At 68.5% G+C, this 14,706-nt stretch carries 15 protein-coding genes; 12 read left to right on the top strand and 3 right to left on the bottom strand.

Annotation, left to right across the window (positions count from 1 at the left end; translation table 11 throughout):
* Positions 1-120: 120 nt before the first annotated feature.
* The 11 genes from LR393_RS23105 to LR393_RS23155 all read left to right on the top strand — a co-directional run bounded on the left by LR393_RS23105 (position 121) and on the right by LR393_RS23155 (position 11,520).
* Positions 121-1,056 (top strand): 3-oxoacyl-ACP synthase III family protein, encoded by a 936-nt coding sequence (locus tag LR393_RS23105; RefSeq protein ID WP_231486243.1) that lies wholly within the window; start codon positions 121-123, stop codon positions 1,054-1,056.
* Positions 1,053-1,946, top strand: coding sequence for a diiron oxygenase (locus tag LR393_RS23110; protein WP_231486244.1), 894 nt, complete (start codon positions 1,053-1,055; stop codon positions 1,944-1,946). Before LR393_RS23105 ends, LR393_RS23110 begins: the two co-directional genes overlap by 4 nt.
* Positions 1,936-2,184, top strand: a complete 249-nt coding sequence (locus LR393_RS23115; RefSeq protein WP_231486245.1) for a hypothetical protein — start codon at positions 1,936-1,938, stop codon at positions 2,182-2,184. The genes LR393_RS23110 and LR393_RS23115 overlap by 11 nt, the downstream gene beginning before the upstream one ends.
* On the top strand, positions 2,181-3,059 hold the full coding sequence (locus tag LR393_RS23120; protein WP_231486246.1) for a class-II aminoacyl-tRNA synthetase family protein: 879 nt from the start codon (positions 2,181-2,183) through the stop codon (positions 3,057-3,059). The genes LR393_RS23115 and LR393_RS23120 overlap by 4 nt, the downstream gene beginning before the upstream one ends.
* Positions 3,056-4,147, top strand: a complete 1,092-nt coding sequence (locus LR393_RS23125; protein WP_231486247.1) for an SDR family oxidoreductase — start codon at positions 3,056-3,058, stop codon at positions 4,145-4,147. Before LR393_RS23120 ends, LR393_RS23125 begins: the two co-directional genes overlap by 4 nt.
* Positions 4,138-4,842, top strand: a complete 705-nt coding sequence (locus LR393_RS23130; protein WP_231486248.1) for a ferritin-like domain-containing protein — start codon at positions 4,138-4,140, stop codon at positions 4,840-4,842. The genes LR393_RS23125 and LR393_RS23130 overlap by 10 nt, the downstream gene beginning before the upstream one ends.
* Positions 4,839-5,669 carry a 4'-phosphopantetheinyl transferase superfamily protein gene (locus LR393_RS23135; protein WP_231486249.1) on the top strand — a complete coding sequence of 277 codons (831 nt, stop codon included), beginning with the start codon at positions 4,839-4,841 and terminating at the stop codon, positions 5,667-5,669. Before LR393_RS23130 ends, LR393_RS23135 begins: the two co-directional genes overlap by 4 nt.
* Positions 5,662-6,237, top strand: coding sequence for a methyltransferase family protein (locus tag LR393_RS23140; protein WP_231486250.1), 576 nt, complete (start codon positions 5,662-5,664; stop codon positions 6,235-6,237). The genes LR393_RS23135 and LR393_RS23140 overlap by 8 nt, the downstream gene beginning before the upstream one ends.
* Positions 6,234-7,964, top strand: coding sequence for a fatty acyl-AMP ligase (locus LR393_RS23145; protein ID WP_231486251.1), 1,731 nt, complete (start codon positions 6,234-6,236; stop codon positions 7,962-7,964). Before LR393_RS23140 ends, LR393_RS23145 begins: the two co-directional genes overlap by 4 nt.
* A complete protein-coding gene (locus tag LR393_RS23150; protein WP_231486252.1) occupies positions 7,961-8,809 on the top strand; it encodes an SDR family NAD(P)-dependent oxidoreductase in 849 nt (282 codons plus the stop codon). The genes LR393_RS23145 and LR393_RS23150 overlap by 4 nt, the downstream gene beginning before the upstream one ends.
* A gap of 470 nt (positions 8,810-9,279) precedes the next feature.
* Entirely contained in the window at positions 9,280-11,520 is a 2,241-nt protein-coding gene (locus tag LR393_RS23155) for an NACHT domain-containing protein (protein WP_231486253.1), read from the top strand.
* Positions 11,521-11,542: 22 nt separating this feature from the next.
* Here the strand turns inward: LR393_RS23155 and LR393_RS23160 are convergent, their stop codons facing one another.
* Positions 11,543-12,322 (bottom strand): oxidoreductase, encoded by a 780-nt coding sequence (locus LR393_RS23160; protein WP_231486254.1) that lies wholly within the window; start codon positions 12,320-12,322, stop codon positions 11,543-11,545.
* A 78-nt stretch (positions 12,323-12,400) separates the two neighbouring features.
* On the opposite strand from LR393_RS23160, the gene LR393_RS23165 reads away from it, so the two are divergent.
* Positions 12,401-12,985, top strand: coding sequence for a TetR/AcrR family transcriptional regulator (locus tag LR393_RS23165; protein WP_231486255.1), 585 nt, complete (start codon positions 12,401-12,403; stop codon positions 12,983-12,985).
* Positions 12,986-13,164: 179 nt separating this feature from the next.
* Here LR393_RS23165 and LR393_RS23170 read toward each other — a convergent pair whose 3' ends face one another.
* Together LR393_RS23170 and LR393_RS23175 are read right to left on the bottom strand one after the other, a co-directional pair.
* Positions 13,165-13,656, bottom strand: coding sequence for a GNAT family N-acetyltransferase (locus LR393_RS23170; protein WP_231486256.1), 492 nt, complete (start codon positions 13,654-13,656; stop codon positions 13,165-13,167).
* A gap of 20 nt (positions 13,657-13,676) precedes the next feature.
* Entirely contained in the window at positions 13,677-14,705 is a 1,029-nt protein-coding gene (locus LR393_RS23175) for a D-alanine--D-alanine ligase family protein (protein WP_231486257.1), read from the bottom strand.
* Position 14,706 lies beyond the last annotated feature (1 nt).

Genomic DNA, 14,706 nt, shown 5'->3' on the forward strand with positions numbered 1-14,706 from the left:
CGGCCGAGAGTTCTCGGCGGCAAATCCCACGGTTCCGGTGCGGCTCTTTACGCAGTAATGTCCCACTTCATGTCGGACACCGGATCGGAGGACGGGTTGGCCCAAGCTCATCTCCATGGTTTGGCTCATGCCCTGGGACATCGAAAAAGTCATCTCGCCGAGTCCGAAACCGCCGGACTCCTGGAGTCTTCCGCTGTCGATCTGCTGAGCTCAGGCTTCGCCTGGCACTATCGCTGCGAGGACGACCAAAGTGCCTACGACCTGGCCCTGGCCGCGGTGCGGGCGCTCCCCGAAGGCAGCCTGGCCGACGGCGCCGACGCGATCATCTACTCGACGTGCCTGCCCGGGAACGGGAACATCGGCACTGCTGAGACCTGGCGTTCCTCCCGGGACGTACGGCATTTGATGGAGTTCCCGGCCAGTCACCTGCAGGCTGAACTCGAACTCGACCGGGCTGTGGTGATCGGCCTCACCCAGCAGGGCTGCACCGGCTTCCTGGGCTCACTGCGGCTGGCGAGTTCACTGCTGGCGAGCGAACCGGAATGGGAGCGGGTGCTGTGCGTGACCGCCGACCGTTTCCCGCCCGGCTCGGTCTACGAACAGTCCTTCAACCTGATCTCGGACGGCGCCGCTGCCTGCGTAGTTGCCCGTTCGCCAGGTACTTTCCGGATTCTTGGGACGCATCACATCACCAACGGCGGGATGGCCGCAGCGACCGGTGAGGAGTCGATCGGCAGCTACTTCTCCTACACTCAGCTGCTCGTTCGCGAAACCCTCCGGCGCACCGGCCTGACCATGGCCGACATCGACTGGATCGTGCCGCAGAACACCAACGCCGCGGCCTGGAAGATCCTCTCCCGGATGCTCGGGATCGACGAGAACCAGGTGCACATGCCCTCGCTGCCCGAATCGGCGCACGCCATCTCCTCCGACCACGCGATCAACCTTTCCGACCTCACCGCTTCCGGGCGACTCCGAAAGGGCCAGCGGGTCATGCTGCTGGTCGCCGGGCACGGCCTGAACTGGCAGAGCACCGTGCTGGAGGTGACCGCATGAGCACCGCCACCATCCGCGACGCCATCGCCTCGATCTCCGGCACCGTCGAACGCCTCAGCCAGCTCTCCCAGGACAAGTACAGCAACCCCTACACCAGTCTGACCTGGCCCGGGACCATCGACCCGGAGAACGTCTGGTTCTTCAGTCCCGAGCACGTCAGCCTGCACGGCACTCGATACTGGGACCAGCTGGACGACACCGCCCAGCACCGGCTGGCTTTCGAGGAGGCTGCCAACTTCTTCAGCCTCAACATCCATGGCGAGAAACTGGCGATCGAGGGTCTGGCCACCCGTCTGTACCGCCCGGACCTCGCGGAGATCTCCGGCTATCTGCACCATTTCCTCGATGAGGAGAACAAGCACAGCATCTACTTCGGCGGGTTCTGCCAGCGCTACGCCAAGGTCTACCGCAGCCTGAACGTGCCGTTCGGCGGGAAGCTCGGCCGGGAGATCGACGACCTGCTGTTCTTCGCCCAGGTGATGCTGTTCGAGGAGCACTCCGACTGGTACAACGTGCACCAGGCCAAGGACTCCCGGCTGGACCCGCTGGCGGTCTTCATCAACGCCGCCCACCACGCCGACGAGTCCCGGCACCTGGTCTTCAACCGGGCCATCGTGCAGGCCTTCTGGGACACCTACCGGGCCGGCTGGGACGAGGCGACGGTGGCCGGGATCCGGGCCCAGCTCGCCCAGTTCCTCAACGCCACCTGGCGGGAGTACTACAACCCCGACGTCTACGCCACCGTCGGTTTCGCCGACCCGTGGCAGGTGGCCGAGGACGCCTGGGCGTCACCGGTGCAGCGCGCGCGGCGTCGCCGTGTCTCAGCCAAGTGCCTGCGCTTTCTCAGCAAGATCGACCTGTTGCCGGAGGAACCCACCGATGTCTTCTGAAAGCCCCGACGCCTTGGTCGCCTGGGTCAACCACCGGGGCCGCGACCTGCCCGAGGACGGGGTCACCGAGGACCTCCCGCTGCTGGCCGGGCGTCATCTCACCTCCCTGCACATCCCCGAGCTCATCCTGCTGCTGGAACGCATCAGCGGGCGGGAGGTCGAGGTGGACCGACTGCAGGCCGGCGACTTCCAGGACCTGCGCACCATTCGCGCGAAATTCCTGGCCCCCGCGCGGTGACCGCCACTCTGACGAGCGCCGGGCTGACCTGGCTGCCCTCCGGGCAGGCCATGCTCGCCGGGCCGCTCCAGCAGCTCTTCCTCGAATGCGACACCGCCCTCGCCGCCCTGGCCGGCGACACCGGCGCCGAACCCGCCGAGCACCCGGTCTTTCTCGCCGTCGATGACCTGGAACGGATCAACTACCTGGCCTCGTTCCCGCACCTGGCCACCTTCCCGGTCACGCTCGAGGAGTCCGGTCTGCCGGCTTTCGCCGCCGACCCGGTGGACGAGTCCGGTGCCGTGCGACTGAGGGGGATCTCGCCGGTCCGCAACGTGATCACCCCGGCTGCCTGCTATCACGTGTATGTGCAGCTGCGTGACCAGCGCATCGAGGGCCCGCGCTACCTGACCTTCCGCAACACCTGCGTCCGGCGGGAGACGGAATATCAGCCGCTACGCCGGCAGTGGAGCTTCCGGATGCGCGAGATCGTCTGCCTCGGAAGCCGGGCCCAGGTCAAGGCCTTTCTGGATCGCTATCGGGATCTGGTGTCCGGTCTGCTGATCGAGCTGGGACTGGAGGTCTCCTGGCAGATCGCCACCGACCCGTTCTTCCAGCCGTCCCGGAACCCGGCCTACCTGGCCCAGCGCCTGAACCCGACCAAGCACGAGGCGGTTTTCGGCGGCGACCTGGCGATCGCCTCGGTCAACCTGCACGAGGACCATTTCGGTGAAGCGTTCTCGATCAGCACGGACGAAGGGCCCGTCTCCAGCGGGTGCGTCGCGTTCGGGCTGGAGCGCTGGCTGTACGCGATCACCACCCGGTACGGCGCCGACCCGGCGAACTGGCCCGATCCGGTCGCAGCGGCCGGGCGGGTTCTGGAGAGGCACCGATGAGCAGCACGATCGTTCTGACCGGCGGCACCGGGTATCTCGGAAGCCGTCTGGCCGAGCGATTGCTCGAGATCACAGATCACCGCCTGGTACTGCTCGCGCGTGACCCGCAACGGGCCCGGCAGTTCATCGACGCGTGGGGAGCCGACGGGCAGAAACGGGTGGACGTCGTCCCCACCGATCTGCGCGACGGCACCATCGAGGGGGTGGCCCGGGATTCGGTGACCCACGTGGTGCACTCCGCGGCGCTGATCTTCTTCAACGTGGAGAAGCTGGATGCCCAGGCGGTCAACGTGGACGGAACCCGGGCTGTCACCGAGTTCGCCCGCCGCTGCCCGAATCTGCAGCGGTATCTGGCCTTCTCCAGCCTGTACAGCGCGGGCACCCGCACCGGCCGGATCCTCGAGCAGCCGCACCCGCCGGAGTCGGCCTTCGCCAACCATTACGAGTGGTCCAAGGCGCGTTCTGAGCAGGAGGTGCTGGACGGGGCCTCCGGGCTTCCGCTGACCATCGTGCGGCCGGGCACAGTGATCGCCGACGGCCCGGACGGGCGGGTCACGCAGTACAACGCCTTCCACAACACCCTGAAACTGTTCTTCTACGGCTTGCTCTCGCTGATGCCGGGGGATGCCGCCACCCCGATGTACCTGACCACAGCCGACTTCACCGCGACAGCAGCGGCGCATCTGCTGCTCAGCCCACGGGGCGAGGGCATCTACCACCTCGGCCCCGACCCGGACGAGACGCAGACGCTCGGCGAACTGATCGACCAGGCGTTCGACGTGTTCGAGAGCGATCCAGCCTTTCGCCGGCGGCGTCTGCTGCGCCCGGAGTTCTGTGACGTGGAGACCTTCCGTCACCTGGTCGACGCCTCCCGAAGCCTGGGCACCAGTCCGATGTCTCAGGCCCTGCAGTCGGTGGCGCCGTTCGCCGAGCAGATGTTCAAGCGCAAGCATTTCGATACCACTCGCCTGCACGCGGCCTGGCCCGAGCACCCGGGAACGGACTCCCCGTCGCTCACCCACGCCGTCATCGACCGTCTCGTCGCCTCTCGCTGGGGACGGAATCAGGAGGGCACGTCATGGACCTGAGTGAGAACGACCGCTGGCTACTGAGTTACTACCGCAGTTCAGAGATCAACGCCGCGCTGTTCTTCGGCCGCGTGGCCCGGATCGTCAAGGGGGGCCCGCTCCAGGTGGAGGTCACCCATCACTTCTCCGACGAGGCCAACCACGCCCGCTACTGGACCGACTGCATCGACGACCTGGGTGCCACCGCGATCAAACTCCGCGAGTCCTACCAGGACCAGTACCTGGAGGCGATCGGCACACCGGTGAACCTGATGGAGGTGATGGCGGTCACCCAGGTGCTGGAGAAGCGGGTGATCAGCCAATATCACCGGCACCTGAGGGTTCCGGACATCCATCCGCGGGTCCGGCAGACCATCCAGCAAATCATGGTGGACGAGCGCTGGCACATCCAGTACGTCCGGGACGCCTTGCACGACATGGGGAACCGGTACGGTCACGACCGCATCGCCGACACCGTGGCCCGCTACACCGCGGCGGACGAGGAGGTCTACCGGAAAACGGTGGCCGAGCACGGCGATCGGGTCTCTTACCTGAACCCCTACAGCGACATCGAGATGGACCTGCTCACCAGTGGCCAGGTCGACCTGTCGCAGACCCCGATGACCGCCGCCCAGCTGGAGTCCGCCAACCTCGCCGCCACCGTCCTGGCGACCACCGAGCAGCCGTCCGAACCGGCGTCCGCCGCTGATCAGTGACCCTCGTTCTGATCGCGGTGGCGGACCGTCCGCTGACGGAGATTTCCCTGACCCCGGGGGAAGCTGAACGCCTCGCCGGATTGCCCGGCGAGGGCCGGCGCCGATCCTGGCTCACCGCCCGGCATGCGCTCCGCCGCCTCTTGACAGCCTGCGAGCGCCCGTCGGACACCTCGGCCTACCGGCTCCCCTCCGAACAGCTCTCGCTCTCGCACGCGGCCGGGATCGCCGTCGCGGCGGTGCCCCTGCTGCCCGGCACGGTGAACGGGATCGGGGTGGACCTCGAACTGGACCGCGATCCGGTCCCGGCAACCGCCCGCTTCTACCTCACCCGTACCGAGCGTCAGCTGGCCGGATCGGATCCCCGGTCCCTGCTGCGCCTGTGGACGGTCAAGGAAGCCCTGTACAAGGCGGATCCGGCCAACGCGGGCACGGCCCTGTTCGAGTACGAACTGGATGATCCGGCCGCCCCGCACGGAACGGCCCGGCACCGGAGCGGAAGGCGTTTTCACTACCGGAGTGTGCCTGTGCACCGCGGCGTCCTGACCATCGCGATCCATCCGAAGAGCTCCCGAAGGAAACCGCTCATGCAGACCATTGACTACGACGCCGTTGCCCGTCAGATCAGCGTCCTCACCGGCGTCCCGATCACCCGGTTGTCCCCGGGCACTGTCCTCACCGACCTCGCGCCGGACAGCTTCACCTTCGTCGAGATGGCCGTCGACCTCCAGGAGGAGTTCGAGACCATGCTCAGCCAGGAAGACCTGAAGTCCGTCGTCACGGTCTCCGACCTGGTGACCCGCCTGCGGCAGGGCCGCGGGGATGAGTGACCCGGCGCTGCTGCTGGTGCTGCTCGGCTTCGTCGCGCTGCTGGGGATCACCCAGAAGTTCTTCCGTCGCACCGACGCCACCCGGGGGGCGGCGTGGTGGCAGACCGCCGCTCCGTTCCTGCTCGCCCCGGTGGTGCTGATCGTGGCCCGGATCCTCGGCCTGAGCCCGATCACCCCGGACAGCTGGGTGAAGGCGACCGGGCTGGTGGCGGTGGTGCCGGCGGCGGTCTCACTGGCCCTGATGTTCTGGACACTGGGTACCCACCGGATCCGGATCGCGCTGTTCCACCAGCAGGACGACGCTCCCCAGACCCTGGTCACCGAGGGGGTCTACAGCCAGATCAGGCACCCCTTCTACACCTCCTACATCCTCCTCTTCCTCGCCGTCGTCGCGGTGTTCCCGCACTGGCTGACCCTGGCCCTGCTGATCTACCTGACGGTGAACCTGACCCTGACGGCGGGTCGCGAGGAGCGCCGGCTCAGCGCCTCGCAGTTCGGCGAGCAGTACCAGCAGTACATGGCCCGGACCGGCCGATTCTTCCCGCGGAGCCTGAGGAGTCACACATGACCCGGCTACTCACCTCGGTCCTGCGCGAGCGGGCCGGCCAGAACCCCGGCCAGACGGCGCTGACCGCACTGGACGAGAACGGTGCTGCGGTCGAGACCCTGACCTGGTCCGAACTCGACACGGCCTCCCGGTCCCTGGCGACCTGTCTGCTCTCCCGCGCCGAGCCGGGCGACCGGGTCGTGCTGCCTCCGCTGCCGGGTCTGCGTTTCCACGTGGCGTTCCTCGCCTGCCTGTACGCAGGCCTGATCGCCGTCCCGGTCCCTCCGGTCGCGCTGCGGGAAGACCCGCAGCGCCCCGGCCGGCTGAACCGCCTGCTGGCGGTCTGTCTCGATGCTCAGCCGCGATGCGTCATCGTGCCCGAAGGCGATGCCGAGGCGATCAGCAAGGAATGGGCGGCCCATCCAATGCTCCGGTCGGTCACCGTGGTCGCGGCCGACTCCCGGGCCACGCCGGGGAAGCTGCCCGAGGTATCCGCCGGGTCCACCGCCTTCCTGCAGTACACCTCCGGTTCGACCTCCCGGCCGCGCGGCGTGATGATCAGCCATCGGGCGCTGGTGACCAACCAGGGCGACACCTACTCCCGGGCCGCACTGCACTGCACCCCGCGGACCCGGATCGTCAGCTGGCTGCCGCTGTACCACGACATGGGCCTCTGCCTGGGGCTGGCCCAGCCGATCTATTCCGGTATCCCGGCCTTCCAGATGGAGCCGGGCCACTTCATCGCCCGACCGGAGTCCTGGCTGCGGGCGATCGCCGCCGCCGGGCCGGACGTCCGCTCGGCCGGCCCGGACTTCGCCTACGCCTGGACTGCCCGGCGGGTGAGGAAGAAGGCCCTGGAGGGGCTGGATCTGTCCGGCTGGCGGGTCGGCGTGATCAGTGCCGAGCCCGTCCGCACCAGCACGCTGCGCGCGTTCCACGCCGCCCTCGCCGGCTGCGGGCTGTCCGAGACCATGCCGGTACCGGGCTACGGCCTCGCCGAGGCAACCTTGTTCGTGACCGGCGTGGCTGCCGATTCCGGGCCGATGATCAGGACTTTCGCCCCGTCGGCGCTACGCGAGGGGCGGGTGATCCCCGACCCCCAGGGCCAGGAACTGGTCGGGTGCGGGGCGCCCGGGCGCGAGATCACGCTCGCCTTCGTCGATCCGGAGACACGGCAGCGCCGCGAACCTGGCCACGTCGGGGAGATCTGGGTACGGACGACGGCGGCCGGCTCCGGGTACTGGAACCGGCCGGACGACACCACGGCCACCTTCGGCGCCCGGATCGAGGGCGAGCCACAGGACGATTGGCTGCGCACGGGCGATCTCGGGTTCATGTACGACGGCCAGTTGTTCGTCGCCGGCCGTCAGAAAGACCTGATCATCCTCAACGGTGTCAACTACTACCCGCACGACGTCGAGTCACTGGCCCAACAGGCCCATCCGCTGGTCGAAGGCTCGGTCGCCGCGGCAGTTTCGTACACCGAGCCGAACCGCGTCGTGGTGGTGATCGAGGCAGCGACCGAGGCGGGCCCGGAAGAAGCCGAGCTGGCCGCCGCCGCAGTACTACGGCACATCACCTCGACGCTGCCGATACCGGCCGACGTCGTCATCACCGAGCGGGGCCGGTTGCCCCGCACCACCAGCGGCAAGATCCGCCGGGGGGAGACCGCGACCCGGCTCGCCTCCGGCCGTGTGCCGGTGCTCGCCCGTTGGCCCCGCCCGGCCGTCACCGAGGAGAATTCATGAACAACGCCGCGGTCCTGATCACCGGCTGTTCCACCGGCGTGGGAGCAGCCGCGGCCCGGCAGTTCCTGGCCCTCGGGCATCCGGTCTACGCCACCGCCCGGCAACCGGAATCCCTGGAGGACCTGGCTGCGGCCGGCGCCGTGACGATGGCACTGGACGTCCTGTCCGACGACTCCATCACCGCCGCGGTCAAGCGGGTCGAGGCCGACCATGGTGCTGTCGGTGTCCTGGTGAACAACGCCGCCTACGGAATCCAGGGCGCGATGGAGACCGCGGACCTGGACGCGATCCGGACGATGTTCGACACCAACCTGTTCGGCCTGGCCCGGACCGCCCAGCTGGCGCTGCCGGCCATGCGGGCCCGGCGGACCGGCCGCATCATCAACATCTCATCGATGGGCGGGCACTTCTCCTTGCCCGGAGCCGGTTTCCTGCACGCCACCAAGCATGCGGTAGAGGCGGTCTCCGACGCACAACGACTGGAACTGAAGCCGTTCGGCATCCATGTCGCGATCGTCGAGCCGGGCCCGATCCGCTCGGCCTTCCACGGCAAGATCAACGCCACCCTGCCATCGGCACCGGACTCCGGCCCGTACGCCGACTTCCACGAAGCCGTGCGGACCCGGATCGAGAGGGCCTACGAGCCCAGACCCTGGAACCTGGTGCTCGAGCCGGACGACGTGGCCAAGGCGATTCTCCGGGCGGCGACCGCACGTCGTCCCCGGGCCCGCTACCCCGTCGGGCTGATGGCTCACGGAACGAAGGTGCTGACCCGGATCCTGCCGGACTCCGGCATCGACGGCCTGACCCGGCTGCTCTTCCCGGTTCCACGGCAACAGGATTGAGAACACCGCGGCACCGGGACATGACGGATCGTTCATGTCCGCCGTCGTTCCCGGCGAAGTCCACTCCAGCGCATCGCGCATCGGACGGTGAAAGCGAACCCCAGCACGGCCACGACCAAGGCCGCCCCTCTCAGCCAGCCATGGAGATTCGGCGTTCCGGAAAGGATGATCACTGTGCTGAGGGCGTACTGAAGAGCGTCTCTTCGGTACGCCGCTGTCCGCGCTTCCAAGGAAGCCACCGAGCTCCTTCCTCTCGTCGGTCGGCAGTTCTCTCCGCCGGGCCCGCCGGAAGGTGCCCTGCTGCACAGGACAGGGCCAGCTATGCTAACCGGTTCAGCCCGGACCAGGACTTGCTACTCGTCTGGGGCAACCCCTAGGGGAACGCGGTGAGCGTGCACGGGATTTCCTCCCTCGAACCGGCTTATCGGCAGCAGAGCGCGGGGGTTTCGGTCCTCGCGGAAACACCGGCGATGACGTTGCCGCCCCCACTGTGGGAGCAGCTGGTGCGGAACGGATCGATCGGGGACGAGGACCTTCCGTCCCCGATGTCTCCCGAGAAGAACTGGTACACGAGGCGACTTCGCCCGGCCCGGCCGCTGGTCCAGGTGCTGGCCGAGCCGGACCTGCGGGCGGTGGTGCTGATCCGGGGGCCGGGACCATCGGTCCGGGTCGCGGACCTGGCCGCCAGCGACCGCGTCATCACGGTGCCGCTGGATGCCGAGAACTGGCGCGAGCCGGTACTGGACCCCATTGAGCAGCACCCTGCCGGTGCGGAGCTGGCCGAACGCCTCAACGGCGGTGGTCAGGTGGTCGTGGTGTTCGACGGCCTGGACCAGGTGCCCGGGCCCGACCACCGGCTGGACCTGGCGCACCGGATCGCCGCCTTCACCGAGCAGTACCGGCAGGCCCGGGTGATCGTGACCACGCGGCCCGTCGGTTACGAGCACAGCCGAGCCCGGGCAGCACTGAAGACGGCCGGGTTCGCCCACTTCACGCTGCTGGGGCCGGCGGAGCTGCCGCGCGAACGGTGGGCCGAGGCCGTGCTGACGCTGGCCGGGCAGTGGCCCGTCGGGGAGCTGACCCGTCAGGACAAGGTCGAGCTGCTGGGCGGGCTGGCCCGTCATCTGCGGGAAGAACTGGGCGGCAACCACATCGACGACACGGCCTTGGACGAATACGTCGGCGCCTTCCTCCGGGAGCGGCTCGGGCTGACGGCGGACGTCGCCACCGGCATGCTCCAGCACCTGGGTGACGGGGACGTCATTCTGACCGGGTTCGGCGCCGGGGTCTACGGTTTCACGCACCCGGAACTCCTCGACCATCTGGCCGCCGAAGAGTTCCGCAAACAGCTGTCCGACGACGATCTCGTGGCGCTGTGCGATTGGCATGGGGACGACCCGGACTGGGCCATGACCCTGCAACTGCTGATCGGCCGGGTCCCGGGCCCGCTCGCGGCCCGCTGCATCTCCACCCTGCTGACCGACGACCAGCCATGGCGCGACAACCTCAACCTTCTGCCGTATCGCCTCGTCCTCGCCCTGCGGGCCGTCGGCGAACTGCGCGACCCGTCCGTGGTCGAGGACCAGGCGGAGGCCCTTGCCCAGACGCTGATGGCCTTGCTCACCACCGCATCCGCACGCGAGAGGCGTCTCGCGCACCCTTTGTCCTTCGTGATGACGACGCCACGGCTCACCCTCGGGCCGGCCTGGCCCGGGGGCGACCTCTTCGAGAGCTGGTACGTCGACGAGCGCCCGGATCTGGGCTACTACGCCGGTCTGGTCGCTGCTCATATCCACGTGGCGCTGCTGCCGGGCGATGTCGAGACCCTCCGGGCGGCGGCGCAGGCCGAGGACTGGTTCGTGGGCCGGGCCGCCGTCGAGGCCCTGGCCACGCAGTGGCCGCAGCACCCGCAGACCCTTGCGTTCCTGCACGAGGTGACCGGCAGCGGGCCGGACGGCCTGGTGGGCGAGGTCGCGGTCCGGTTCGTGGCCGCGAACTGGCCCGAACATCCGGACACCCTTGAGTTCCTCCGGGGTGCGGCGATCGGCAGCGCGCACGAGAGAGTGCGTCAGGCCGCCCTCGAAACCCTGGCCACCGGCTGGGCCGGGCAGCCGGGCACGCTGACGCTCCTCCAGGACCGGGCCACCGATGACGAGAACTCTCTCGTCCGCCAATCAGCGGTGAGAGCCATCGCCACGGGCTGGCCCGACCGTCTGGACACCCTGCCTCTGCTCCGTGATCGGGCCCGGCACGACAAGAACAACTACGTGCGGTACGCAGCGGTCGGGAACATCATCGAGGGCTGGGGAGAACACCCCGACACCCCGTCTTTCCTGAAGAAATGCATCGTGGCCGACCGGGGGGACGAGGTGGTCCTGGTATCGCTCCGGGCCCTCGTCGAGGATCCCGCCAACCTGCCCTGGCTGCACGATCAAGCCAGGAACGGGCGCAGTTTCAATCGCGACTTCGTGGTTGATGCCATCAGCGCTCGATGGCCCGAGGATCCCGGCACCATTGCGCTGTTGTGGGAGCGTGCGACTGGCAAGTCCGACGCTGAAGCCCGTCTGGTCGCGATCGCCGAACTGGCCGCAGGTCACGCCCATCACCCGCAGACCGTGACGCTCCTGCGGAACCTGGCCGGGGCCGATGCCGACCCGAGCGTACGAAAGTCCTTGGAAGAGGCTCTGTCCGGGCCCCAGCAGCAGAGCTGAGCAATCACGGCCCGGACAGGCACTAAATGGCGGGCAGTTCGCCGCCGTCGATGTTCAGGGTCACCCCGGTGATCCACTGGGCCCGGCCGGAGGCGAGGAAGGCGACGGCCTCGGCGACGTCACGCGGGTCGCCGGGGCGCCCCAGTGGGTTGTTGGTGTCCAGGTCCGAGAGCGGAACACCCATCGCGTCGGCGAAGTTCTGGCGGATGGCATCACCGCCCGGGGTGGAGACGTTGCCGGGCAGGATCGTGGCCACACGGATCCCAGCCGGCGCGACCTCGGCCGCGAGCGCTTTGCCGTAGACGTTGAGCGCGGCCTTGGCGGCTCCGTAGTGGGCCAGCGGCGGCGAGGGCAGAAGGGCTGCGGCGGAGGAGATATTGATGATGGTGCTGCCCGCCCCGGCTTCCCGCAGCGCCGGCAGCAGCGCGTTGTTCAGCCTCACGGCGGACAGGTAGTTGAGGTTGAGCGCATCGATCCATTCCTCGTCGGGAATGGACGAGATCCCGTCGAGGTAGGCGCGGGCCGCCCCGGCGTTGTTGACGACGATGTCGACGCCACCGAGTTCACCCAGTGCCGATGCGGCGAACGCCTGCACACCCGCCGGCGTGCTGATGTCGCCCCTGATGAAGGTGGAGGCCTTCGGCGTCTCGTCGGTGGCGGTTCGGGCCGTGGTGACGACGGTCGCTCCCCCGTCGAGCAGTCGCTGGGCAACGGCCGCGCCGATGCCGCGGGAGCCACCCGTGATGACGACGCGCTTGCCGGAGAACTCGGTGGGGTCGGCCGAGACGATAGTTGTGAACATGCGGTCCAGAATACATGGTTCTGAACGTTCAGTCCAAAACTTTTGGACTAGGCGTTCAGAACGTCGTATGGTAGAGAGATGGCGCGACCACGGAAGTTCGACGAGCAAGAGGCGGTAGAAGCCGCACGTCGGCAGTTCAGCGAAACCGGCTACCACGGAACCTCTGTCGACGATCTCTCCCGAGCCACAGGCCTCAGCAAGGGCAGCCTCTACGGCGCGTTCGGCGACAAGGAAGCCCTGTTCCAGCACGTGTTCGAGGAGTACTGCACCAGCGCCGACGCAGGCGCCGCAGCCCGCCTCGAAGGCCCGGAAGACGAAGCCCTCGATCGCCTGCGCCAGTGGCTCCGGGTCCCCGAGGGCTTCGACGGCCGCCTCGGCTGCCTGCTGGCCAAGACCACCGCCGAACTGGCCTGGCAGAACGACACCATCGCGAACCGTTCCCTGGCCACGTTCGACACGCTCTTCGACAGCTGCCGCCAGCTCGTCGAGCAGGCCCAGCGCGCCGGGCACATCGACCCGGCCGCCGACCCCGAGGCGCTCGGCGGGCTCGTCGTCACCACGCATCGAGGCCTCGAGGCACTCGCCAAGGCCGGGGTCGGGGCACAGACCCTGAACCGGATCGCCGACGCCGCGATCGACAGCATCGCGCAGCCAATTCCCTGATCCCGGAGACGAGCTGCCGCCGGCGGAGTCAACGATCCGGCGAGAGGGCACTGCGAGACGGTGCGCCAGTACCGGCGCCTCGCAGCGCTACCGGTGCCGCGGACGTCTTCCGGCACGACCACATCGGCGTTCCTGCGTTCCACGTCCGGTCCCGCACGGTACCGGCAGTCGGCAAGAAGCTAGAGATCGATCCAGTACCGGCGGACAGGACCGAATGCGGTGTCCCGTACCTCTTCGAAGACACCTCCGAGACGTTCGATCGTCCTGGCCGAGGCGAGATTGTTCGTCGCGCAGACGAGGAGCACCCGGTTCAGGCCGATCCCGCGGGCTTCCCGCAGCATCTCGCCCAGGGCCCAGCCGGCCAGCCCGCGCCGTCGAGCGCTGGGACGGATGCCGAAGCCGATATGACCGGCCCACTGCACGTAGTCGTCGAACTCGTGCCGTAGCGCGATTCCTCCCCGCACCTGGCCGTCCTCGACGATCCACCGGCACGTGGCCCGCTCCGGTGGGCCGGACAGGCGTGCGGTCCAGGCCGCGAATCCGGCGGTCGAGTAGACGTCGTCGGTCGGCAACAATCCGAATCCGTCTTCATGGAGACCTGGCCCCCACTCGGCATGAGCGTCGAGCCAGGCACGGTGCAGACGCGGGGTGGGCACAATCAGTTCAGGCACGCCAAATTCTATCAAAGGTTCTATGCCGCAACTATTCCGAGCTGATCAATCATACCCGCGAACAGGTCGGGCAGGCTGATGCCCGCGGCCCGGGCCATCGTCGGAATGACGCTCTGCCGGGCGAACGAGCAGTACAGGCCCGCTTCGAGGAACCAGGGCCGGCCGGCCGGGTCGACCCGGAAGTCGAACAGGCTGTAGTGCCGGCAGTTCAGGGCCCGGTGACTGCGGCGGGCAGCGTCCCAGACCGGTGCGGTGACCGGGTCCGTGACATCGACCGTCCAGGCCCGGGTGCTGTTCTTCGCCTCCAGGCGAAGCCCGCCGTCCTCGTCCCGACCGATCTTGTCGGACTGCCCACGGATGGGCCGGGTGAGTGGGTCCAGGGCGTACTCCTCCAGCGGCAGGCAGACCAGTTCACCGTCTCTTTCCACCACACCGCAGCGTACTTCGCGTCCTACATCGACGAAGGACTCGACCAGAACACGGCGACTGTGAGCGAAGGCAGCTGCCAGCGCGCCCGGGTAGGCATCCGGAGAGCGGACCAGGGTCACCCCCACCGAGTTGTCGGCGTCCACCGGCTTGACCACGACAGGAGGAGGCAGGGTCGGGGTCTGGCCCGGGCCGAGCAACTCGGCGGAGGGCACGGGCACGCCGGCCGCGGCGACCACCGCCCGGGTGTGCGCCTTGTCCGCCGCGAGACCCATGACCGCGGCCGTGTTCCCGAGGTACGGCAGGCCCAGGAGATCGAGCAGCGAGCGGTAGGTGGTCATGCCGGGCAGGCAGAACATCTGCGGCAGGACGACCTGGGGCTGCAGGGCCGTGAGGTGCTGCACGGCGGCGGTCAGCGGGAGGGGTTCGGCCGCCGCGAGCGCCTCCTCGCCGGGGTCGGCGGGGAATGTCCAGAGCCCACCCGGTACGACGTGGGCGAGCCGCATGTCGTACCGGTCGGCGTCGGTCGTGGCGGCCCAGCAGTCCCGGGCGTAGACCAGGGACAGGTCGGCCAGGAACTCGTCGGTGGCGGAACCGGTCAGGTGCAGCACGGTCAGCGGCATC

It is taken from the genome of Kineosporia mesophila, from assembly GCF_021129235.1.
Classification (GTDB): domain Bacteria; phylum Actinomycetota; class Actinomycetes; order Actinomycetales; family Kineosporiaceae; genus Kineosporia; species Kineosporia mesophila.